The sequence below is a fragment of the Streptomyces sp. NPDC021019 genome (assembly GCF_044333295.1).
Lineage (GTDB): Bacteria > Actinomycetota > Actinomycetes > Streptomycetales > Streptomycetaceae > Streptomyces.
This window is the reverse complement of record NZ_JBIRQR010000001.1, coordinates 900,765-921,074: the sequence shown is the minus strand read 5'-3', so window position 1 is coordinate 921,074 and position 20,310 is coordinate 900,765. Positions and strand designations below refer to the sequence as shown.

Genomic DNA, 20,310 nt, shown 5'->3' with positions numbered 1-20,310 from the left:
CGGGTTGGCGGGGCAGGCACATCAACTCGCTGCGACATCCGCGTCGGTTGGAGTGCGCGTCGGGGCTGACAGCGCAGCGAGGGCAGGGCCCGATCCGGATTCGCCACACGGACGGCCGTGCCGTCAGTGGCCTTTACGGCGCTCCACGTCGAAGCGACACAGGACCCGTACCAGACGCCACACCCCGGCCGCCCCTCCGGCCACGGCTCCCCCCGTCCGTACGCCTTCGGACGCCGCAGCGGAGAGGTCAAGGACGAGAGTGAGGATCAGCGCGACGACGAAGACCACGGCGGCGAGGACAGCAGCGGTCACCAGGGCAAAGGCGATCTCCACCGTCATCGCGTCCTTCTCCCACCGCGACTCGCGCCCCATGTCCATGCCGGAAGTCTCGCAGTTCGGTCAAGCCCGGCGCCCGATCCAGACGGCGTCCGGCCCCACCGGCCGGGGTAGCCCCTTCGGCGCGGTGGCGCTCACCGCCGGCTGGATGCTCACCTGGTATCCGTACCCGACCGCCTCGATGACGGGACGCTGACGTGCTCGGCGGGTGCTCCCGACGCCGAGGTCCGGCGCATGCCCCGGGGCCCCGGAGCCGACCCCGGGCCTCCCCGGTCCTGGTCCGGACGGGCTCACACCAGCCGCTTGAGCCCCACGTACTGGAGGGCCGCGAAGCCGCCGACGGTCAGGCTCTGGAGCACGATCCAGACCGTGCCGACGCCGGTCGGGGACAGTACGCCGGAGACCGCTGTCACCAGACTGAGCACGACCCACAGCAGGTTCGCCACGATGACCGCCGTCAGTCCCGTGCGGTTGATCTCCTTCCGCGTCCCGACGGCGAGCACTCCCAGCGCGTAGAGGAGCAGGAAGACCCCGACCGGGTACTGGACTGCGGTCGTGACGCCGAAGAAGGAGTCGAGAACCGTGGCGAGTGCCAGGTACGCGACGCCGTTGAGGCCGGTGACCACCGCGTCCAGCTTGAGCGCCAGCCTCGCGAACCCGTCGGATCCCGTCGCCCTCGCGTAGGAGGTAACCCCGTCGTACCGCGTCGAAGTCATGGTCGTCTTCCTCTCGTGCGCCAGGGAGTCGCCCGGATGGAAGCGGCCCCTCCGTGGGGCCTCCGAACAATGTCGGCCTCCGAACAATGCCGAAGGTAGGCGGCCCCACGGAGGGCCTCAATTACCTCCGAGGTCATCACCCCTCGCACCCAGCGGCGCGCGCTCACGGTCGGGGATTCCCGTCCCGCGCCGCCCCGGGGGCCCCGCCGGGCCGGCGCCCCCTGTGCCGGCGAGCCCGAGTGTCATGAAGTTCGAGGCGTCGCCCCCGGGTTCCCGACGTCCTCGATATTGGCGACCATCCTGCGCAGCACCTTGAGCGCGGCCACGTACTCCTCGTCGCTGACGCCTTGGTGCACTTCGGCGCGTACCTCGGTCGCCAGCTCGCGCAGCCGCACTCGGGCGGCCTCCCCGGCATCCGTCAGGTGCAGCCGCTGGCCGCCATCGGTCCTGAGCCACTCCCGGTGCAGCAGTTGGTCCACGACTCTGGCGATCTCGTGCGGCCCGTCGGCGAGGTGCGTCAGCCGGTCGACGACCTCCTCGCGGCTCGGCCCCTCGGGGCCGCCGCCGTTCACGCTGTTGAGTACCCAGTACTGCGGCTGCGTGACGTCGATCCTGGCCATCGCGTCCCGCAGATACCGCGTGACGGCCGCGTGAGCCAGGCCGCTCCAGTAGCCGACCGGCTGAGTGGCCAGCATGTCGTCGGTGGCGGCCGGGTTCGCCGGCGCCTGGTCGGTGGTGTTTCCGGTCGTTGATCCCATGATCGCGACGCTACGTTTTCCCCGGGCGCCGAACAAACGGAATGCGGTGTTCATTTCGAACGCCATGAGAGCCGGGGCGGTCACAGGCGCGCATACCGGTGCGGTCACTGGCGCGCGTACAGGCGCGGCCACCGCTGATCATCGGTCTGCGAAGACAGACGATCACGCGGTGGCCGGGGAGTACGGAGGCACTGCCTCGTGACGCGCCGCCGACCTGCGGCGGTGCGTCAGCTCTGTGCGGCGTCGTCGCCCGGCTGCCCGGCGCCTCCGGCCGTGCCGGTCTTCTCGCGCATCTTGCGCACCAGCTCCGCCTTCTGGTCGGCGGCGCTCCGGCGGTCGAGGTTGCGGTGCGGGCCGTTGTTCTGCCGTTCGGCGCGGGACAGCTTCTTGCGCTGGCCGCCGCCCTGGCCCACGGGGTTGTTGATGTTCTTGCTCACGGTCACGGGCTCTCCCGGTAAGGATGTGAAGTGATCTACGGATTCACCGGTGGGGGACGGGCGGCGACGTCGGCAGGACGTCAGCGGCGGCCCATCACGCGCTCACTCGTAAATCGGCGTGTGGAATGACGAAGACGTTACCCGGTTCCGGCGCCTCCCGCACACCACCCGTTTCGGGTGGCGGTTGACGGACGCTCCTATTATGTAATGCATGCAGATGAACTATGACCCTTACGAGCTGTCCGTCGATCTGCCTACCGTCGAGACCTACCTGCGGCTGAGACCTGCGGCGGGGCTGAGCGCGATGCCCCCCGAGGCCGCGACGCTGGGCCTGCCGAACACCTGGCATGCGGTTCAGGTCCGCCACGGCGGTGAGCCGGTCGGTATGGGGCGGGTGATCGGCGACGGCGGTTGCTTCTTCCAGGTCGTCGACATCTGCGTCCTACCCGAACACCAGGGACGCGGCCTCGGGAAGCGCATCATGGCCGAGCTGATCGGCGAACTGGAGCGCCGGGCCCCGGCCGGCTCCTATGTCTCCCTCATCGCCGACGGCGACGCCCGCCACCTCTACAGGAAGTTCGGCTTCCGCGAGACCGCACCGGCCTCGGTGGGCATGCACCGTACGGTGTGAAGAAGGCCGTGAACCGTGCCGCCGTGACCGATGAGTCCCGCCCCCTCGCGCGGCCGACACCGATGAAAGCAACCGCGGAAGGCATCCGCACAAGTCAAGCGCACGGACAGGAACAGCACATGGGTCAGCTGGTCGTGGTCAACTTCGTCTCCTTGGACGGCGTCATGCAGTCGGTCCTCTCGGCCGACGAGGACCCGGACGGCGGGTTCGATCAGGGCGGCTGGGTGCTGCCGTACGTCGACGAGGTGGTCGAGCGGTTCATGAGCGAGGCCACGGCCGGTGCCGGCGCTCTGCTCCTGGGGCGCAGGACCTACGAGATCTTCGCCGCCACCTGGCCGTACGCCGACCTGAACGACCCCGCTGTGGCCGCGATGAACGCGATGCACAAGTACGTCGCGTCCCGCACGCTGACGGAGCTGGGCTGGGCGAACTCCGTCCTCCTCGGGGCCGATCCGGTGGCGGAGATCGGCCGGATCACGGCCGCGTCGGGGAGCGAGACGGTGGTGCTGGGCAGCGGAGAGCTGCTCGCGACCCTGATCGAGCACGACCTCGTCGACGAGTACCGGCTGCTCGTCTTCCCTCTCCTCCTGGGCGGTGGGAAGCGGCTCTTCGGGAACGGCAGGAGCCCTCGTCACCTTAAGCTCACCGCGACGGAGCCGACACCGTCCGGCGTCCTGATCAACACCTACCGCCGCGCCGCCGAGAGGTAAGGCCTCATCGGCGGCAGCGAACGCGCTGCCGCTCGCGCACGAGGAACAGGCGCGACTCTGTGGCGTTCGGCAGGAAGAGCTGCTCGACCCGGAGTTCGTCGAGGTCGGGGCTTCCGGAAGGCGGTGGACGTACGAGGAGATGCTCGTCGCGCTCCCCGACCTGGCCGGCGGCGGGGGAGCGGACAGCCCGCGCTACGAGCCTTCCGGTATGACCGCAGTGGTGCTGGGGCCCGGGCTGGTGCACCTCACGTACGAGACCGTCCTCGGCGGCGACCGGGCCCGCCGGAGTTCGCTGTGGCGCAGGCGGGCCGGGGAGACGCCGTGGCGGATGTACTACCACCAGGCGACGCCCGTTCCGGCCGACTCCGACTGATACCGCCCGACACCACCCCGAGGCCGGTCCCGACGGGCCCGCCGACCCCGTACCGCGCGACCCCGGTCCCGTACCGCGCGGCTCCGAACGAGTGGACTTCGCAGGGCGCGGCCGGGATGCCGTCCGGAGTCCGGGGGCCGGGTGGTGTCGTTGCCGTCGCTCCGCTCCCCCTCCCCCTCCCGGTCCGGAAGAGGCCCCTGTGCGACGCTCCCCCACCCGACGCCTGTACGCCGCGATGCTGCTCGCGGCGTCCGTACTGGCCCCGACGGCCGTGACTCCCGCCCCGGCGGTCCACGCCGCGGGCCTCGACCGGCACGATCAGCACACCGGGAGCGGCCGACTCGGCGGACACGACCGGCACGGCCGGGACGACTGTCCGCCCGGCGGTCTCGGCCCCGAGCTGACCGCCAAGCTGGACAAGGCCATCGCGGACGTCCGCGAGCAGGCCGGTATTCCCGGCGCCGTCGTCGGGCTGTGGATGCCGGGGAAGGGAAGCTACGTCCACGCCGACGGCGTCGCCGACACGGTCACGGGTGAGCCGATGTCGGCCGACACCCGGATCCGGATCGGCAGTGAGACCAAGACGTTCACGGTCACCGCGCTGCTCCAACTCGTCGACGACAAGCTCGTCACGCTGGACGACCCGATCTCGCGTTACGTCCCCGGCGTGCGCGACGGCGACCGGATCACGCTGCGCCGGCTCGCCGGGATGCGCAGCGGCCTGTTCCCGTACACGGCCGACGCGGACTTCGTGCACGACCTGCTGAGCGATCCGTACCGCTCGTTCACCCCGCGGGGCGTGCTCGCGTACGGCATGAGGCACAAGAACACCTTCGAGCCGGGTGCGGAGTTCCAGTACTCCAACTCCAACCTCGTCCTGCTCGGCCTGGTGATCGAGAAGGTCACCGGCCAGAAGCTCCGCCAGGTCATCCACGAGCGGGTGCTCCGCCCCGCCCACCTGCACGACACGCTCTTCCCGGCCGGGGCCGAGTTCCCCGAGCCGCACGCCCGCGGCTACACCGACCAGACGCTGAGCGGCCGGACCGAGGATGCCACGGACTGGAACCCCTCGTGGGCGTGGGCGGCGGGCGCGATGATCTCCGATCTGCACGACCTGCGCCGCTGGGCCAAGGTAGTCGCCACCGGGGAGCTGCTGAGCCCCGCGACCCAGGCGCAGCGGCTCAGGACGCAGCCGACCGGCTTCCCGGGTCTCAGCTACGGTCTGGGCATCTTCGAGACCGGCGGGTGGATCGGGCACAACGGGTCCCTGCCGGGGTACGAGACCGTGACCGTCTATCTGCCCGCGCGGAAGGCCACCATGGTCATCATGATCAACACGGACTCCCTCAGCGATGGTCAGGAGCCGTCCACCCTGCTCGCCCGGGCGGTCACGCGGATCGCCACCCCGGACCACGTCTACGACGGCAGCGCCTCCCAGGAGCCGGCCACTCCGGCCACTTCCTGAGGCCGCCCCGGCCGCGCCCTGAGGCCGCACCGGAGCCCCGTCCGGGCTCTCAGCCCAGCTCCTCCTCCACCAGGACCGCCCACTGCGCCACCACCCGCGCCCGCCGGGCGGCGTCGTCGGTGAGGAGGTTGGCGAGGCCGAGGCCGCGGGCCATGTCCAGGAGGCCCTGAACCGTCTCGCGGGCCCCGGGGCGGGATTCGTCGGCGCCCAGGAGCTCGACGGCGATCCGGTGCGTCTCCCGGCCCACCCGCGCCTCCAGTTCCGTCACGCGCGGCCGGAGCTGGGCCTCGTTGGAGGCGGCGACCCAGAGCTGGAGCGCGGCCCGGAACAGGGGGCCGGTGTAGAGGTCGACCAGGGCCGCGACCACCTCGGCGCGGCCCTGGACGGGGAGCGTGCGCAGGGCGGCGGAGCGTTCCTCGGCGACGTACTCCACCGCCCCCGTGAACAGGTCCTCCCGGGTCGGGAAGTGGTGCTGGGCCGCACCGCGCGATACGCCGGCCCGCTCGGCGACGACGGAGACGGTGGAGCCCGCCCAGCCGTGTTCGGCCAGGCAGGCCACCGCCGCCTCCAGGAGTCGCTGCCGCGTCGCCCGGCTGCGGTCCTGCTTCGGCGCGTGAGCGGCCTTGGACGTGGAAGAGGAGGTCACCGTACCCATGCCGGGTCCCGTCGTTCGAGGAAGGCCGTCATCCCCTCCCTCGCCTCGTCGGAGGCGAACAACGCGGCGGATCGGGCGACGAGGTCTTCGGCGTACTGGTCGAAGCTCCTCAGCACGGTAGCCGTGACCAGCTCCTTCGATGCGGCCAGCCCCTGCGGCGACGCCCGGCGCAGGCCGTCGAGGACGGGGACGAGTGCCCGGTCGGCGTCCTCGGCCGCCACCGTGACCAGCGAGATCCTGGCCGCCTCCGCCGCGTCGAAGCGCTCACCGGTGAGGTAGTAGCGGTTCGCCGCCGTGCGGTCCAGGCGCGGCAGCAGGGTGAGGGAGATGACCGCCGGGGCCAGGCCGAGGCGGGACTCCGTGAGGGCGAAGGTCGAGGCCGGGCCCGCCACCGCGATGTCGCACGCCGCCAGCAGGCCCAGGCCGCCCGCCCGGACATGGCCCGTCACCCGGGCCACGACCGGTTTGGGCAGCGCCACGAGCTCCCGCATCAGGCCGACGAACGCCTCCGGGGCCGGCGGCTCCCTGAGGTCAGCCCCGGCGCAGAACGTCGTACCGGTGTGGGTGAGCAGCACCGCCCGTACGGCGTCGTCCGCCGCACACGCCGCCAGTGCCGCGCGAAGTTCGCGCACCAGGGCGGCGGAGAGCGCGTTGCGGTTCGCCGGGGAGTCCAGCGTCAGCGTCGTCACTCCCCGGTCCGCCGTCCGTCCGATCGGGGTCACTTCTCCTCCGTCCTCTCCCGGTCGCGCAGCTCGCGCCGGAGGATCTTGCCGGACGCCGCCCGGGGCACCGCCTCGACGAACTCGGCCTGCCGCACCTTCTTGTACGGGGAGACGCGTGCGGCGACGTACGCCAGGACGTCCTCCACCGTCAGGCCGTCCGCCGCCGGGCCGCGGACCAGGAACGCCTTCGGGACCTCGTTGCCGTCCGCGTCGTACACCCCGATCACCGCCGCGTCCGCGACGTGCTCGTGCGTGAGGAGCAGGGCCTCCAGCTCGGCGGGGGCCACCTGGTAGCCCTTGTACTTGATCAGCTCCTTGACCCGGTCGACGACGAACAGCCAGCCGTCCGCGTCGACCCGCCCGACGTCGCCGGTGTGCACCCAGCCGTCCGCGTCGATCATGTCGGCGGTGGCGTCGGGGCGGCCCAGGTAGCCCTTCATCACCTGGGGGCCGCGGATGAGGATCTCGCCGTCCGCCCCCTCCTCCGCGTCCCGCGCCGGATCCGCCAGCGACACGATCCGCATCTCGGTGCCCGGCAGCAGCTTGCCGACGGTGCCCGGCGGCGGCCGCTCGGCGGAGAGCGGCACCACGTGCGTCCCCGGCGACAGCTCCGTCATCCCGTACGCCTGCCGCACCGGCGGCACCCCCAGGCGGGCCGAACAGGCGGCGGCCAGGCCGGCGTCGAGCGGGGCGGCGGCGCTGACGACGTACTGGAGCGAGGAGAGGTCGTACTCCCCCACCAGCGGGTGCTTCGCCAGCGCCAGCACGATCGGCGGGGCCACGTACAGGCCGGTGATCCGGTGCGTCTGGACGGCCTCCAGGAACTGCGCCAGGTCGAAGCGGGGCAGGACGACCACCGTCGCCCCGCAGCGGAGCGGGGCGTTCATGAGCGCCGTCAGACCGTAGATGTGGAAGAAGGGCAGCACCGCCAGGATGCGGTCGCCCTCGCCCATCGGGATGAACGGTCTCAGCTGCTCCAGGTTGGTCGCGATCGAGCGGTGCGTGAGCATCACGCCCTTGGGCGTGCCCGTCGTGCCGGAGCTGTACGGGAGCGCCGCGACGTCCTCGCCGGGGTCGATGGCGATCGTAGGCTCGGGGGCGGTGGAGGAGAGCATGTCCAGGATGGAGGTGTGGCCCTCCGCCCGGTCGCAGACGTAGATCTGCCGTATGCCGCCGGTCAGTTCGGCCGCCCGGCGGGCTGTCGCCAGGAGCGGGGAGACGGTGACGATCCACTTCGCCCCGCTGTCGGCGAGCTGTTTGGCGAACTCCTCGGGTGTGGCCAGTGGGTGGACGGTGGTGACGGAGGCCCCGGCGCGGGTGGCCCCGTAGAAGACCGCCGGGTAGGCGATGGTGTTCGGGCTGTGGAGGGCGAGGACGTCGCCCACCAGGAGACCGGCCTCGGCGAGCGCGGCGGCGATGCGCCGGTGGAAGCCGTCGAGCTGGGCGTACGTGAGGGTGGTGCCGTTCGTCCCGTCGATCAGGGCGACGGTGTCACCGAACCCGGCGGCCCCGCCGAGGACCGCGTCGTGGATGGGCGTGTCGAGGGCCGGTACGTCTGCGTACTCGCTGCGGAACACCATGGCGGTCCCCTGTCGTCGCGGATGCCCGCGCCGCCCGGGTGGCGGCGCGGGACGCCGTGCGGGTGTGGAGGGTCGGAATCACCCCTGTGGGGGAGGGGTGGGGAGAGGTCGGGCGGAGGCGGATCCGGCAGAAGGCCCCGGGTCCGGAGGGCTCAGTACGACTTCGGCAGGCCCAGCGTCTGGTGCGAGACGTAGTTCAGGATCATCTCCCGGCTGACCGGGGCGATCCGGGCCACCCGGGAGGCGGTGATCAGGGACGCGAGGCCGTACTCGCGGGTCAGGCCGTTGCCGCCGAGGGTGTGCACGGCCTGGTCGACCGCCTTCACGCACGCCTCCCCGGCCGCGTACTTCGCCATGTTCGCCGCCTCGCCCGCCCCGACGTCGTCGCCCTCGTCGTACAGCCGGGCCGCCTTCTGCATCATCAGGCGCGACAGCTCCAGGTCGATGTGCGCGGTGGCCAGGGGGTGCGCGATGGCCTGGTGGGAGCCGATCGGGGCCTTCCACACCTGCCGGGTACGGGCGTACTCCACGGCCTTGCCGAGCGCGAAGCGACCCATGCCGATGCCGAACGCGGCCGTCATGATCCGTTCGGGGTTGAGTCCCGCGAAGAGCTGGAGGAGGCCCGCGTCCTCGTCGCCGACCAGGGCGTCGGCCGGGAGGCGCACGTCGTCCAGGACCAGCTCGAACTGCTTCTCGGGGGCGTGGAGTTCCATGTCGATCCGGTTCCGGCCGAAGCCCTCGGCGTCGCGCGGGACGATGAACAGGCAGGGTTTGAGCCTCCCCGAGCGGGCGTCCTCGGTGCGGCCGACGATCAGCGTGGCGTCGGCTATGTCGACGCCGGACACGAAGACCTTGCGGCCGGTGAGCAGCCAGTCGGCGTCCGGGCCGGTGCCGTCGCGGCGGGCGGTGGTGGTGATGCGGTGGGAGTTGGAGCCGGCGTCGGGCTCGGTGATGCCGAAGGCCATGGTGAGGCTTCCGTCGGCGAGGCCCGGCAGCCAGGCGCTCTTCTGTTCGTCGGTGCCGAAGCGGGCGATGACCGTGCCGCAGATCGCGGGCGAGACGATCATCATGAGGAGGGGCGAGCCGGCCGCGCCCAACTCCTCCAGGACGATGGACAGTTCGGCCATGCCGCCGCCACCGCCGCCGTACTCCTCGGGAAGGTTCACGCCGAGGTAGCCGAGCTTGGCCGCCTCCGCCCACAGCTCGTCGGTGTGGTTGCCCTCGCGGATGACGGTGGTCATGTAGTCGCGCCCGTACCGCTTGCCGAGGGCGGCGACGGCGGCGCGGAGGGCCCGGTGCTCTTCGGTTTCGAGGACGGTGCCGGCGGCGGTGCGGGCGGTGCTCATGCGGTCTCCTCCGGTACGGGGATGGCGGCCGGGTCCTCCTGGACCACGGCGAGCAGCGCGCCGACCTCGACCTGGAGTCCGGGGGCGGCGTGCAGGGCGGTGAGGGTGCCGGCGGCGGGGGCGAGGATGCGGTGCTCCATCTTCATCGCCTCCAGCCAGATCAGCGGCTGCCCGGTCTCGACGGGGGTCCCGGCGGCCAGGCCCTCGGCGAGGCGGACGACGGTCCCGGGCATCGGGGCGAGCAGGGAGCCCGGTTCGCTGTGCGTGGCGGGGTCGGTGAAGCGGGGCAGGGCGGTGAAGGCGTACGAGGCGTCGGCGCTGTCCACGTACACCCGATCGCCGTCGCGGTCGGCGGTGACCGTGAAGCCCCGCGCCACGCCGCCCGCTTCGAGGGTGACCCGGCCCGGGGTGACGGCGAGGACCCGGACGCCCGGGGCGTCGTGCGGTTCCGGGACGCCGGTGCGCGGGGTGCGGTAGGCCACCTCGTACTCGGTCCCGTCGGGTTCGCTGCGGTAGCGCTTGAGCTGCGGCCCCGATGCCACGTTGCGCCAGGCCCCGAAGCGGGTGGGGGCGGGACCGCCGGAGGCGGTGGTGCGGACGGCCGCCGCCAGGGCCGCGGCGAGGGCGGCCGTCGCCGGAGCCCGGCCGGGGGCCGGGGCGGTCAGGTGGTCCAGGTGCCGGTCGTAGAACCCGGTGTCCAGGCGCGCCGCCGCGAAGTCCGGGTGGCGCAACGACCGTACGAGCAGGTCGCGGTTGGTCGCCGGGCCGTGGATCCGGGCCCGCTCCAGTGCGCGGGCCAGCAGCCGGACGGCCCCGGCCCGGGTCGGGGCGTGGGCGATCACCTTGGCGAGCATCGGGTCGTAGTGCACGCCGATGGTGTCGCCGCCGGTGTACCCGGCGTCCAGGCGCAGGCCGGGCGCCTCCGGCACGTCGAGGGCGAGGAGTGCGCCGGTCTGCGGCTGCCAGTCGCGGGCCGGGTCCTCGGCGTAGAGCCGGGCCTCGACCGCGTGGCCCGACGGCGACGGGGGCGTCGGTCCCAGCGGCTCGCCCTCCGCCACCCGCAGTTGCAGGGCGACCAGGTCGAGCCCGAACACAGCCTCTGTCACCGGGTGTTCGACCTGGAGGCGGGTGTTCATCTCCAGGAAGTACGGGCGCCCATCGGCGGAGACCAGGAACTCCACGGTCCCCGCGCCCCGGTAGCCCACCGCCCGGGCCGCCGCCACCGCCGCCTCGTGGAGCCGGGTGCGCAGGGCGTCGTCCAGGCCGGGGGCGGGGGACTCCTCGATGACCTTCTGGTGGCGGCGCTGGAGCGAGCAGTCCCGGGTGCCGAGCGCCCACACGGTGTCGTGCTCGTCCGCCAACACCTGGACCTCGACGTGCCGACCGCGCTCCACGTACGGCTCGGCGAAGACCTCGCCGTCCCCGAAGGCGGACGCCGCCTCGGCGGCGGCTGCCAGCAGTTCGCCGGGAAGCGCGCCGAGTTCGCGGACGATCCGCATGCCGCGTCCGCCGCCGCCGGACGCCGCCTTCAGCAGCAGCGGCAGGTCGCCGGGGCCCGCCGTCGCCGGGTCCACGGGGGCCAGCAACGGCACCCCCGCCCCGGCCATCAGCTCCTTGGCCCGGGTCTTGGACGCCATCAGCTCGATGGCCTTCACCGGCGGGCCCACCCACACCAGGCCCGCGTCCCGCACGGCGGCGGCGAAGGCGGCGTTCTCGGAGAGGAAGCCGTACCCGGGGTGCACGGCGTCCGCCCCGGCGGCCAGCGCGGCGGCCACGACGAGGTCGCCGCGCAGATACGTGTCGGCGGGAGCCGCGCCCGGCAGGCGTACGGCGAGGTCGGCCTCCCGTACGTGCAGGGCGCGGGCGTCCGCGTCGGAGTGCACGGCGACCGTGGTGATGCCCAGGTCACGGCAGGTGCGGAAGATCCGGCAGGCGATCTCGCCCCGGTTGGCGACGAGCAGGGTGGCGATGGTCATCTGGGCCTCACATCCGGAAGACGCCGAAGCCGCCGCGGGCGCCCTCGACCGGTGCGGTGTGGATCGCGGACAGGCACATGCCGAGGACGGTCCGGGTGTCGCGCGGGTCGATGACCCCGTCGTCGTACAGCCGCCCGGACAGGAACAGGGGCAGCGACTCCGCCTCGATCTGCTGCTCCACCATCGCCCGCAGTCCGGCGTCCGCCTCGTCGTCGTACGGCTGCCCCTTCGCGGCGGCGGAGGCCCGGGCGACGATGGAGAGGACGCCGGCCAGCTGCTGCGGTCCCATGACGGCGGACTTGCTGCTCGGCCAGGCGAAGAGGAAGCGCGGGTCGAAGGCGCGGCCGCACATGCCGTAGTGGCCGGCCCCGTAGGACGCGCCCATCAGGACCGACAGATGCGGGACCCTGGAGTTGGCGACCGCGTTGATCATCATCGCGCCGTGCTTGATGATGCCGCCCTGCTCGTACTCCTTGCCGACCATGTAGCCGGTGGTGTTGTGGAGGAAGAGCAGCGGGATGTCACGCTGGTTCGCCAGCTGGATGAACTGGGCGGCCTTCTGCGACTCCTCGCTGAAGAGCACCCCCTGCGCGTTGGCGAGGACGCCGACCGGGTAGCCGTGCAGGCGCGCCCAGCCGGTGACCAGGCTCGTCCCGTACAGCGGTTTGAACGCGTCGAAGTCCGAGCCGTCGACCAGCCGGGCGACGACCTCGCGCGGGTCGAAGGGCGCTTTGAGGTCGCCGGGGACGATGCCGAGCAGCTCGTCCTCGTCGTACTTCGGCGGTTCGGCGAGGCCGGGATCGGCGTGCGCCTTCCGCCAGTTGAGGCGGGCGACGATGCGCCTGGCCTGGCGGATCGCGTCCTGTTCGTCGACGGCGAAGTGGTCGGCGAGCCCGGAGGTGCGGGCATGCATCTCGGCCCCGCCGAGCGACTCGTCGTCGCTCTCCTCGCCGGTCGCCATCTTCACCAGGGGCGGTCCGCCGAGGAAGACCTTGGACCGTTCCTTGATCATCACCACGTGGTCGGACATGCCGGGGACGTACGCGCCTCCGGCCGTCGAGTTGCCGAACACGACGGCCACGGTGGGGATTCCGGCGGCGGAGAGCCGGGTGAGGTCGCGGAAGAGGGCCCCGCCCGGGATGAAGATCTCCTTCTGGGACGGCAGGTCGGCCCCGCCCGACTCCACGAGACTGATGCAGGGCAGCCGGTTGGCGAAGGCGATCTCGTTGGCGCGCAGGGCCTTCTTCAGCGTCCACGGGTTCGACGCCCCGCCGCGCACGGTGGGGTCGTTGGCGGTGATCAGGCACTCGACGCCCTCCACCACCCCGATCCCGGTGACGAGGGAGGCGCCGACTGTGTACTCGGGGGAGGCGCTGCCCCAGGCGGCCAGCGGCGACAGTTCCAGGAACGGGGTGTCGGGGTCGACGAGCAGCTCGATCCGCTCGCGGGCCGGGAGCTTGCCGCGCTTCCGGTGGCGGGCGACGTACTTCTCGCCGCCGCCCGCGAGCGCCTTGCCGTGCTCGGCCTCCAGCTCGGCGAGCTTGGCCACCATGGTGGCCCGATGCGCCGCGTATTCGGGGCCGTTGGTGTCGAGGGCGGTGGGCAGGACGGTCATGCGGTCACCTCCGGGAGGGGGACGCCTTCCAGCAGGGGTACGGGGACGGGCAGCGACCGGGACCGCAGCCACTCCCCCAGCCCCTTGGCCTGCGGGTCGAACCGGGCCTGGGCGGCGACGCCCTCGCCGAGGAGGCCGTGGACCGTGAAGTTCAGGGCGCGGAGACGGGGCAACACATGGCGCACGACCCTCAGGGCGGCGGTCTCCGGCAGGAGTTCCTTCAGCCGCTCGACGGTCAGCTCGTGCGCCAGCCACCGCCACGCGTCGTCGTCGCGCACCCAGACGCCCACATTCGCGTCGCCGCCCTTGTCGCCGCTGCGGGCGCCCGCGATCAGACCCAGGGGTGCGCGCCGGGTGGGGGTGCCGGCGGGATACGGCTCGGGGAGCGGCGGTGTTTCGAGCTCGGCCAACTCCCGCGTGCGGGCCGGTGGTTCCTGGACCTCCCTGCGCCCGTCCGGCAGTACGGCGGTGTGCTCGACGTCCGCCGCCGGTACGGGCCTGGCCTCGAACACGCCGTAGGGCGCGCCCTTTCCGGGCGGGGCGGTGACGTGGAAGCCCGGGTAGCTGCCGAGGGCCAGCTCCACGGCCGCCCCGGAGACGGCCCGGCCGACCGCGTCGGCGTCCCTGTCGCGGACGACGAGCCGCAGCAGGGCGCTGGCCCGCTCCTCGGTGCCGGCGTCGGCGCGGTCGGTGCGGACCAGCTCCCAGCGCACCTCGGCCGGGGGGCGCGCGCCGGCCCGTGCCAGGGCGTCGGCGAACTGGTCCTTCACCAGCGCCGCCTTGGCCTCGATGTCCAGGCCGGTGAGGACGAGGACGACCTCGTTGCGCCAGCCGCCGAGCCGGGTGAGCCCCGCCTTGAGGGTGGGCGGCGGGGGCTCGCCGCGTACGCCGTCGACGCGGACCCGGTCCGGGCCGTCCGGGGTCAGCGTCACGGTGTCGAGGCGGGCGGTGACGTCGGGGCCCGCGTACCGGGCTCCGCCGGTCTCGTAGAGGAGTTGGGCGGTGACGGTGCCGACGTCGACGACCCCGCCCGTACCGTCGTGCTTGGTGATGACCGAGGAGCCGTCGGCGTGGATCTCGGCGAGCGGGAAGCCGGGGCGGCGGAGGAGACGGGCGTCGTGCTCGCGGAAGAACGCGTAGTTCCCGCCGGTGGCCTGCGTACCGCACTCCAGGACGTGCCCGGCGACGACGGCCCCCGCGAGCGCGTCCAGGTCGTCCGGGCCCCAGCCGAAGTGGGCGGCGGCGGGCCCGGTGACCAGGGCCGCGTCGGTGACCCGGCCGGTGACGACGACATCGGCGCCGGCCCGCAGACAGGCGGCGATCCCGGAGCCGCCGAGGTAGGCGTTGGCGGTGAGGTACCCGTCCGGGACGGGCAGCCCGTCGCCCTCGACGTGGGCGACGGCGACGGGAACACCGACCTTCTCCGCCATTTGCCGTACGGCATCGGCCAGTCCGGCCGGGTTGAGCCCGCCCGCGTTGGCGACGATCTTCACTCCGCGCTCGTGGGCGAGGCCGAGCCCCTCCTCCAACTGGCGCAGGAAGGTGGTGGCGTAGCCCTTGTCCGGGTCCTTGAGGCGGCTCCGGCCGAGGATGAGCATGGTCAGCTCGGCGAGGTAGTCCCCGGTGACGACGTCGAGAGGGCCACCGGTCAGCATCTCGCGCAGCGCGTCGAAGCGGTCGCCGTAGAAGCCGGAGGCGTTGCCGATCCGGAGGGGCGCGGCGACGGGGGCGGCGTTCACCGGTGACCGTCCTGTCCGGCACGCTCCGCGCGGGGCGGGCGGCCGGGGCCGGGGGGTCCCGCGAAGGCCTGGGCGATACCGAGCCACTGGTCGGCGTCGCGCCCATCGGCGGTGACCGCGAGGTCGGACCGGTGGGCGCGCTGGGTGACCAGGAGGCAGAAGTCGAGGAGCGGGCCGGTGATCCGCTGGGCGGCCTCCTCCGGCCCGTAGGTGATCATCTCGCCGTCGGGGGCGCGCAGTTCGACGCGGAACTCCTCCTCGGGCGCGGCGATCCCGCGCACCCCGTAGGCGTAGCTCCGGGCCCGGACGCCGATCCGCGCCACGTGCCGGAGCCGGGTGGTGGGGGCCCGGGTCACCCCGAGGGCGTCGGCGATGTCCTGGCCGTGCGCCCAGGTCTCCATGAGCCGGGCGGTCGCCATGGACGCGATGCTCATCGGCGGCCCGTACCAGGGGATCCGGGTGCCGGCCGGGGCGCGCCTCAGGACCTCGCCGAGCCGCTGCCGCCCCTCCCGCCACCGGGCGAGCAGGGCGTCCGGGGCATGGGCGGCGACCAGCACCTCGGCCGCCTCGTCGACGAAGGTCTCGGGTGCGGCGAGGGCCTTGGCCACCTCGTCCCCGAACCGGTCCGGCTCGGTGGCCGCCAGCAGCGCGACCTCGTCGGTCCAGCTGAGGTGGGCGATCTGGTGGGCCACGGTCCACCGCTCGGCCGGGGTCGGCCGGCGCCAGCCGGGCGCGTCCAACGCCCCGACCAGGGCGTCGAGTTCGTCGCTCTCTTCGCGCAGATCGTCGATCACGGCTACGACAGCGGACACGTGCGCTCCCCTCGGGACCGGGTGTGGTGCCCAGGAGCATGGCAGCGCGCCAAGAAACAATCAAGCACGCTTGCATGATTTTCTGCCCGGCCTGTGCGGGGGGACGCGCAGCGCGTCCCCCCGGCGGCCCGTCACGGGCTCCTCGCGGACCGCGCGGTCGCGCGGTCGAAGGCCCCCCGTACGGAGGAGGGTGTTCCGGCGGCGACGGCGCGGTCGTCCGCGTCAGCCTCCGTCGATGACTGCCGAAGCTCGCACGGTGACCCCGCCGCGGCCCCGGCGACTGTCCTGGCGCCTAGAGCACTGGCACCGGACGGGGTGGCCCGGGCCCCCGGCCGAGCCGGCCGACTCCATCACCGGGCTCGGCCGGCCCTGCGGCCGGTGAGCCGCTCACGCGGAACCCGCGTGGCGCGCGGGCCCCTACCGGGAAACGTCGGGCGTCCCGGCCGCGTCCAACGCCGGGGCGAGGAAGGCGAAGGCCCGGTCGGTGAGCTCGGCGGGGTCCTCGACCCCGTCGCTGTCGCTCCAGCGCCGCAGCACGGTGTCGAACGCCGCGAGCGCGGCCCCGGCGGCGAGGCGCGGGGAGAGGTCCGCCTCCGGGTCGAGACCGAGTCGGCGGGCCGTCTCCACGGCGAGGTCGTCGCGCCACTGGGCCTGGTGCTCCAGGAAGCGGGCGCGCAGGGCGGGTGTGCGCAGGATCAGCTGGACGACCCGCAGGGCCCGGCCGGAGTGCTCGGCGCCGTCGGCGCAGGCCGCCATGGCGACCCAGACGGCGTGGCGCAGGGCCGCGGAGGGGGGTTCGGCCTCGGGGCGGGCGGCCAGCTCGGCGCGCATGGCCGTTCCCATGTCGGCCAGGAACTGGACCACCACGTCCTCCTTGGACGCGAAGTACCGGAAGAACGTCCGCTTGGACACGCCCGCGGCGGCGGCGATCGCGTCGACCGTGACCGCGTCGAACCCTTCCCGCGCCATCAACTGGAGCGCCGATTCGGTCAGTTCGTCGGTGACGAGCTGCCGTTTGCGCTGGGCCATGGTCACTGCGGGGCGGGTACTCACGCCCACCATCGTAACCTCATGCCATGTCTGACACTCGGTATCTCTTTGACGTTCAGTACCTGCTTGACACCGAGTGCCACTCGCGGCAGCGTGTGCCGCATGACAGCACAGGACGGGAAGCAGAAGATGCCGCGCTGGACCGCCGAGCAGATCCCCGACCAGACCGGCCGGGTGTCCGTGGTCACCGGGGCCAACAGCGGCCTCGGCCTGGCGACCGCACGTGCCCTCGCCCGCCGGGGCGGGCACGTGATCCTCGCCGTGCGCGACGAGGAGAAGGGACGCCGGGCCGTCGCCGACATCTCCGCCGGCCGGCCGGGGGCCTCGCTGGAGGTGCGCCGCCTGGACCTGGCAGACCTCGACTCCGTACGGGCGTTCTCCGACGCCCTGCACACCGACCACGCGCGACTGGACACCCTCGTCAACAACGCCGGGGTGATGGCACCGCCCCGCTCGGCCAGTCCGCAGGGGCACGAGCTGCAGTTCGCCTGCAACCACCTCGGCCACTTCGCACTCACCGGGCTGGTGCTCGACCTGCTGGCCGGGGGTCGGGACCCGCGCGTCGTCACGGTGACCTCGGTCAACCACCGGAAGGCGCGGCTGCGCTTCGACGACCTGAACGGCGAACGCGACTACGGGCCGATGGCCTTCTACGACCGGTCGAAGCTCGCCAACGCCGTCTTCGGGCACGAGCTGCACCGGCGGCTGACCGCGTCCGGCAGCCCGGTCCGGAGCCTGCTGGCGCACCCGGGCTACACCGCCACCAACCTGCAGACGAGCGGGCCGACCGGCCTGGTGAAGCTGCTGTTCGGCCGCGTCCTGCGGCCCCTCGCCCAACGTCCCGGCGCGGGCGCGCTTCCCCAGCTGTACGCGGCGACCGCCCCGGACGCGCGGGGCGGCGACCTCATCGGCCCGGACGGCCCCGGCGAGCTGCGCGGCGGACCGACCCGGGTGGCTCTCGCCCCGGCGGCCGTCGACGCCGCGACCGGGCGGCGGCTGTGGGAGGTGTCGGAGCAGCTGACCCAGGTCCGCTTCCCCTTCGCGGCGGCCGAGTGACGGAGCGGGGCCCCGGCAGCCCACCCATGCCTCGCCTTACAGGAAGTCCGTCAGAAGTACGAAGGCCTCCGGCTCGACCTGGCCGACGCGGTCGGAGTGGTCCTCGCCGACCGGTACCGGACGGACCTCATCGTCACCCAGGACCAGCGCGCCTTCCGCGCCATGTCGTCCCTGGCTCCCGGGCCGAACGCCTTCCGCATCCTGCCCGCCGACGGCCGAGGGCCGGGCCGCAGCCGTACACCGAGGGCCCGGCCCCGTTCCCCCGCCGCGGCTCACCCCTCGCGGCGCGGGCCCGTCCGGCTGCGCACCGCGCCGACGCTGGCCCCGATGACCAGGGCGATGGCGAGGGCGTCCGTGGTGGAGAGGGCCTGGTCCAGGATCAGGAAGCCCGCGCCGGCGGCGATGGCCGGCTCCAGGCTCATCATCACGGCGAACGTGGGCGCGGGCAGCCGGCGCAGCGCCATCAGCTCCAGGGTGTACGGGAGGACCGAGCTGAGGAGGGCCACCGCCGCGCCGAGCGCCACGGTGGACGGGACCGTGAGCTTCGCGCCGGACTCGATGATGCCCAGGGGCAGCGAGAGGACCGCGGCGACCACCATCGCCAGCGCCAGCCCGTCCGCCTGCGGGAAACGGCGGCCGGTGCGGGCGCTGAACACGATGTACGCCGCCCACATCGCCCCGGCCCCCAGGGCGTACGCCGCGCCGACCGGGTCGAGGCGGTCGAAGCCGCCGCCGCCCAGCAGGACGACGCCGACGAGCGCGAGGCCCGCCCACACGAGGTTGATCAGGCGGCGCGAGGCGAACACCGAGAGGGCCAGCGGGCCGAGCACCTCCAGGGTGACGGCGATGCCGAGCGGGATCCGGTCCAGCGCCTGGTAGAAGAGCGTGTTCATGCCGCCCATGGCGACGCCGAAGGCGAGCACCGTGCCCCAGTCGGCACGCGAGTGACCGCGCAGCTTCGGGCGGCAGATCACCAGCAGGATCAGCGCGGCGGCGGCCAGCCGCAGGGTGACGACGCCCAGCGCGCCCGCCTTCGGCATCAGGAGCGCCGCGACGGCCGAGCCGAACTGGACGGACAGGCCGCCGGCGACCACCAGCACGATCGGCGTCAGCGCCGCCCGGCGCTCGGCCCCGGTCCGCCCGGCGGGCGCGGCGCCTTCGAGTGCCGGCACCGCTTCGGGTACGGCGACGGCTGCGGCGGCCGGTTCGGCGGCGCTGCGCTGGTCGTTCACGGGGGACCTTCCGAGGGAACGGGGACAAGAGGTCAGAGAGACTAGTCCACTGTAATGGACCGGCAAGTACGGCAAGCCGTACTGTCCCGCCGACGGCGGGACGTCCGGGCGTACGGCGTCGTCGATGGGCGTCCCTTCACCGTAAGGACCCCCGCGCGTTCCGTGAAATACCGATCACGCTCCCGTTATGCTCCCCACGCATGAACGAAGCGCCCCCCACCGGCCGCCCCGTGGAACTCCGGCATCTGCGGGCCTTCCTCGCGGTCGCCGACGAGTTGAACATCACGCGCGCCGCCGCCCGCCTCCGGCTGACCCAGCCCGCCGTGTCCCGCACCCTCGCGGCGCTGGAGCGGCACCTGGGGGTCCGGCTCGTCGACCGTTCCACCCACCACCTCGCCCTGACCCCCGACGGCGTCGCCTTCCGCGACAAGGCCGCCGCCGCGGTCGCCGCCTTCGACGAGGCCCTCGACCCCGGCCGGCTGCGCACCTGGCCGCTGCGGCTCGGGCATGCCTGGTCCGCGTTCGGGCCGTACACCACGCCGTTGCTGCGGGCCTGGCAGGAGCGCCACCCGGGGACCGGGCTGGAGCTGCTCCGGATCGACGACCGCACCGCCGGCCTGACCCGGGGCGAGGTCGACGCGGCGTTGCTGCGGGGGCCCGTGGACGCGCCGGGGCTCGTCGCCGAGGTGCTGTTCACCGAGGTCCGGGTGGCGGCGGTGACCGCGGACGGGCCGCTCGCGAGACGGGCCTCGCTCGCCCTCGCCGATCTCGCGGCGGGCCCCGTCGTGCTGAACACCGTCTCCGGCACCACCACCACCGGCCTGTGGCCGCCGCACGCCCGGCCGGCCACCACCGTCACCGTCGGGAACACCGACGACTGGCTCACCGCGATCGCCGCCGGCCGCGGCAGCGGGGTGTCGACCGCCTCGACCGCGACCCTGCACCCGCACACGGGGGTCGCCTACGTCCCGCTCGACGACGCCCCGGGCGTCCCGGTCCTCCTCGCCCACCGCGACGCCCCCGGGCACCCCGCCCTGCCGGCGCTGGCCGCGCTGGCCCGCGAGATCGTCGCCCGGGGCGCGCCGCGCTGAGCCCCGGGCC

The 20,310-nt window shown here is 73.4% G+C and carries 21 protein-coding genes and 2 pseudogenes; 9 read left to right on the top strand and 14 right to left on the bottom strand.

What is annotated here, in order from left to right:
* Positions 1-123 precede the first annotated feature (123 nt).
* Positions 124-378 carry a DUF6332 family protein gene (locus ACH4RG_RS04325; RefSeq protein ID WP_397919512.1) on the bottom strand — a complete coding sequence of 85 codons (255 nt, stop codon included), beginning with the start codon at positions 376-378 and terminating at the stop codon, positions 124-126.
* On the opposite strand from ACH4RG_RS04325, the gene ACH4RG_RS04320 reads away from it, so the two are divergent.
* Positions 371-532: a hypothetical protein gene (locus ACH4RG_RS04320; RefSeq protein ID WP_397919510.1), complete on the top strand. Its 162-nt coding sequence runs from the start codon at positions 371-373 to the stop codon at positions 530-532. The genes ACH4RG_RS04325 and ACH4RG_RS04320 overlap by 8 nt on opposite strands.
* Positions 533-626: 94 nt before the next feature.
* Here the strand turns inward: ACH4RG_RS04320 and ACH4RG_RS04315 are convergent, their stop codons facing one another.
* From ACH4RG_RS04315 to ACH4RG_RS04305, 3 genes are all read right to left on the bottom strand, one after another.
* Entirely contained in the window at positions 627-1,052 is a 426-nt protein-coding gene (locus tag ACH4RG_RS04315; RefSeq protein ID WP_397919508.1) for a hypothetical protein, read from the bottom strand.
* Positions 1,053-1,294: 242 nt separating this feature from the next.
* A complete protein-coding gene (locus ACH4RG_RS04310; protein ID WP_397919506.1) occupies positions 1,295-1,810 on the bottom strand; it encodes a MarR family winged helix-turn-helix transcriptional regulator in 516 nt (171 codons plus the stop codon).
* A 227-nt stretch (positions 1,811-2,037) separates the two neighbouring features.
* Positions 2,038-2,253: a DUF6243 family protein gene (locus ACH4RG_RS04305; protein WP_397919504.1), complete on the bottom strand. Its 216-nt coding sequence runs from the start codon at positions 2,251-2,253 to the stop codon at positions 2,038-2,040.
* A 205-nt stretch (positions 2,254-2,458) separates the two neighbouring features.
* Here ACH4RG_RS04305 and ACH4RG_RS04300 point away from each other — a divergent pair, with 205 nt between their 5' ends.
* The 4 genes from ACH4RG_RS04300 (at position 2,459) to ACH4RG_RS04285 (ending at position 5,426) form a co-directional block, all read left to right on the top strand.
* A complete protein-coding gene (locus tag ACH4RG_RS04300; RefSeq protein WP_397919502.1) occupies positions 2,459-2,878 on the top strand; it encodes a GNAT family N-acetyltransferase in 420 nt (139 codons plus the stop codon).
* Between the two features lie 119 nt (positions 2,879-2,997).
* On the top strand, positions 2,998-3,588 hold the full coding sequence (locus tag ACH4RG_RS04295) for a dihydrofolate reductase family protein (RefSeq protein ID WP_398539091.1): 591 nt from the start codon (positions 2,998-3,000) through the stop codon (positions 3,586-3,588).
* A 25-nt stretch (positions 3,589-3,613) separates the two neighbouring features.
* Positions 3,614-3,961: a DUF4440 domain-containing protein gene (locus ACH4RG_RS04290; protein ID WP_398161732.1), complete on the top strand. Its 348-nt coding sequence runs from the start codon at positions 3,614-3,616 to the stop codon at positions 3,959-3,961.
* Between the two features lie 199 nt (positions 3,962-4,160).
* A complete protein-coding gene (locus tag ACH4RG_RS04285) occupies positions 4,161-5,426 on the top strand; it encodes a serine hydrolase domain-containing protein (RefSeq protein ID WP_397927621.1) in 1,266 nt (421 codons plus the stop codon).
* A 49-nt stretch (positions 5,427-5,475) separates the two neighbouring features.
* Here the strand turns inward: ACH4RG_RS04285 and ACH4RG_RS04280 are convergent, their stop codons facing one another.
* The 8 genes from ACH4RG_RS04280 to ACH4RG_RS04245 all read right to left on the bottom strand — a co-directional run bounded on the left by ACH4RG_RS04280 (position 5,476) and on the right by ACH4RG_RS04245 (position 15,871).
* Positions 5,476-6,081 carry a TetR/AcrR family transcriptional regulator gene (locus ACH4RG_RS04280; RefSeq protein WP_397919496.1) on the bottom strand — a complete coding sequence of 202 codons (606 nt, stop codon included), beginning with the start codon at positions 6,079-6,081 and terminating at the stop codon, positions 5,476-5,478.
* On the bottom strand, positions 6,069-6,803 hold the full coding sequence (locus tag ACH4RG_RS04275; protein WP_398539090.1) for an enoyl-CoA hydratase family protein: 735 nt from the start codon (positions 6,801-6,803) through the stop codon (positions 6,069-6,071). The genes ACH4RG_RS04280 and ACH4RG_RS04275 overlap by 13 nt, the downstream gene beginning before the upstream one ends.
* Positions 6,800-8,383, bottom strand: a complete 1,584-nt coding sequence (locus ACH4RG_RS04270) for an AMP-binding protein (protein WP_397919492.1) — start codon at positions 8,381-8,383, stop codon at positions 6,800-6,802. Before ACH4RG_RS04270 ends, ACH4RG_RS04275 begins: the two co-directional genes overlap by 4 nt.
* 152 nt (positions 8,384-8,535) lie before the next feature.
* Positions 8,536-9,729 carry an acyl-CoA dehydrogenase family protein gene (locus ACH4RG_RS04265; protein WP_397927619.1) on the bottom strand — a complete coding sequence of 398 codons (1,194 nt, stop codon included), beginning with the start codon at positions 9,727-9,729 and terminating at the stop codon, positions 8,536-8,538.
* A complete protein-coding gene (locus ACH4RG_RS04260; protein ID WP_398539089.1) occupies positions 9,726-11,705 on the bottom strand; it encodes a biotin carboxylase N-terminal domain-containing protein in 1,980 nt (659 codons plus the stop codon). Before ACH4RG_RS04260 ends, ACH4RG_RS04265 begins: the two co-directional genes overlap by 4 nt.
* A gap of 7 nt (positions 11,706-11,712) precedes the next feature.
* Positions 11,713-13,320, bottom strand: a complete 1,608-nt coding sequence (locus tag ACH4RG_RS04255; protein WP_398539088.1) for an acyl-CoA carboxylase subunit beta — start codon at positions 13,318-13,320, stop codon at positions 11,713-11,715.
* Positions 13,317-15,059 carry an acyclic terpene utilization AtuA family protein gene (locus ACH4RG_RS04250; RefSeq protein ID WP_397919484.1) on the bottom strand — a complete coding sequence of 581 codons (1,743 nt, stop codon included), beginning with the start codon at positions 15,057-15,059 and terminating at the stop codon, positions 13,317-13,319. The genes ACH4RG_RS04255 and ACH4RG_RS04250 overlap by 4 nt, the downstream gene beginning before the upstream one ends.
* Positions 15,056-15,871 carry a TIGR03084 family metal-binding protein gene (locus tag ACH4RG_RS04245; RefSeq protein WP_397919483.1) on the bottom strand — a complete coding sequence of 272 codons (816 nt, stop codon included), beginning with the start codon at positions 15,869-15,871 and terminating at the stop codon, positions 15,056-15,058. Before ACH4RG_RS04245 ends, ACH4RG_RS04250 begins: the two co-directional genes overlap by 4 nt.
* 259 nt (positions 15,872-16,130) lie before the next feature.
* Between ACH4RG_RS04245 and ACH4RG_RS04240 the strand changes: the two are divergent.
* Positions 16,131-16,253: pseudogene (locus ACH4RG_RS04240) on the top strand (NUDIX hydrolase); the annotation flags it as partial.
* 35 nt (positions 16,254-16,288) lie between these two features.
* Here ACH4RG_RS04240 and ACH4RG_RS04235 read toward each other — a convergent pair.
* Entirely contained in the window at positions 16,289-16,933 is a 645-nt protein-coding gene (locus ACH4RG_RS04235; RefSeq protein ID WP_397919482.1) for a TetR family transcriptional regulator, read from the bottom strand.
* Positions 16,934-17,023: 90 nt separating this feature from the next.
* Here ACH4RG_RS04235 and ACH4RG_RS04230 point away from each other — a divergent pair, with 90 nt between their 5' ends.
* Positions 17,024-17,977: an oxidoreductase gene (locus ACH4RG_RS04230; protein WP_397919481.1), complete on the top strand. Its 954-nt coding sequence runs from the start codon at positions 17,024-17,026 to the stop codon at positions 17,975-17,977.
* 39 nt (positions 17,978-18,016) lie between these two features.
* Positions 18,017-18,190: pseudogene (locus ACH4RG_RS04225) on the top strand (VapC toxin family PIN domain ribonuclease); the annotation flags it as partial.
* 59 nt (positions 18,191-18,249) lie between these two features.
* Here ACH4RG_RS04225 and ACH4RG_RS04220 read toward each other — a convergent pair.
* A complete protein-coding gene (locus ACH4RG_RS04220; protein ID WP_398161644.1) occupies positions 18,250-19,209 on the bottom strand; it encodes an EamA family transporter in 960 nt (319 codons plus the stop codon).
* 200 nt (positions 19,210-19,409) lie between these two features.
* On the opposite strand from ACH4RG_RS04220, the gene ACH4RG_RS04215 reads away from it, so the two are divergent.
* On the top strand, positions 19,410-20,300 hold the full coding sequence (locus tag ACH4RG_RS04215; protein WP_398539087.1) for a LysR family transcriptional regulator: 891 nt from the start codon (positions 19,410-19,412) through the stop codon (positions 20,298-20,300).
* Positions 20,301-20,310 lie beyond the last annotated feature (10 nt).

Coding starts and splice junctions, on each gene's coding strand:
- ACH4RG_RS04320 (WP_397919510.1), top strand. CDS start 371: ATGTCCATGCCGGAAGTCTCGCAGTTCGGTCAAGCCCGGCGCCCGATC.
- ACH4RG_RS04325 (WP_397919512.1), bottom strand. CDS start 378: ATGGACATGGGGCGCGAGTCGCGGTGGGAGAAGGACGCGATGACGGTG.
- ACH4RG_RS04315 (WP_397919508.1), bottom strand. CDS start 1,052: ATGACTTCGACGCGGTACGACGGGGTTACCTCCTACGCGAGGGCGACG.
- ACH4RG_RS04310 (WP_397919506.1), bottom strand. CDS start 1,810: ATGGGATCAACGACCGGAAACACCACCGACCAGGCGCCGGCGAACCCG.
- ACH4RG_RS04300 (WP_397919502.1), top strand. CDS start 2,459: ATGCAGATGAACTATGACCCTTACGAGCTGTCCGTCGATCTGCCTACC.
- ACH4RG_RS04295 (WP_398539091.1), top strand. CDS start 2,998: ATGGGTCAGCTGGTCGTGGTCAACTTCGTCTCCTTGGACGGCGTCATG.
- ACH4RG_RS04280 (WP_397919496.1), bottom strand. CDS start 6,081: ATGGGTACGGTGACCTCCTCTTCCACGTCCAAGGCCGCTCACGCGCCG.
- ACH4RG_RS04270 (WP_397919492.1), bottom strand. CDS start 8,383: ATGGTGTTCCGCAGCGAGTACGCAGACGTACCGGCCCTCGACACGCCC.
- ACH4RG_RS04265 (WP_397927619.1), bottom strand. CDS start 9,729: ATGAGCACCGCCCGCACCGCCGCCGGCACCGTCCTCGAAACCGAAGAG.
- ACH4RG_RS04260 (WP_398539089.1), bottom strand. CDS start 11,705: ATGACCATCGCCACCCTGCTCGTCGCCAACCGGGGCGAGATCGCCTGC.
- ACH4RG_RS04255 (WP_398539088.1), bottom strand. CDS start 13,320: ATGACCGTCCTGCCCACCGCCCTCGACACCAACGGCCCCGAATACGCG.
- ACH4RG_RS04235 (WP_397919482.1), bottom strand. CDS start 16,933: ATGGTGGGCGTGAGTACCCGCCCCGCAGTGACCATGGCCCAGCGCAAA.
- ACH4RG_RS04230 (WP_397919481.1), top strand. CDS start 17,024: ATGACAGCACAGGACGGGAAGCAGAAGATGCCGCGCTGGACCGCCGAG.
- ACH4RG_RS04215 (WP_398539087.1), top strand. CDS start 19,410: ATGAACGAAGCGCCCCCCACCGGCCGCCCCGTGGAACTCCGGCATCTG.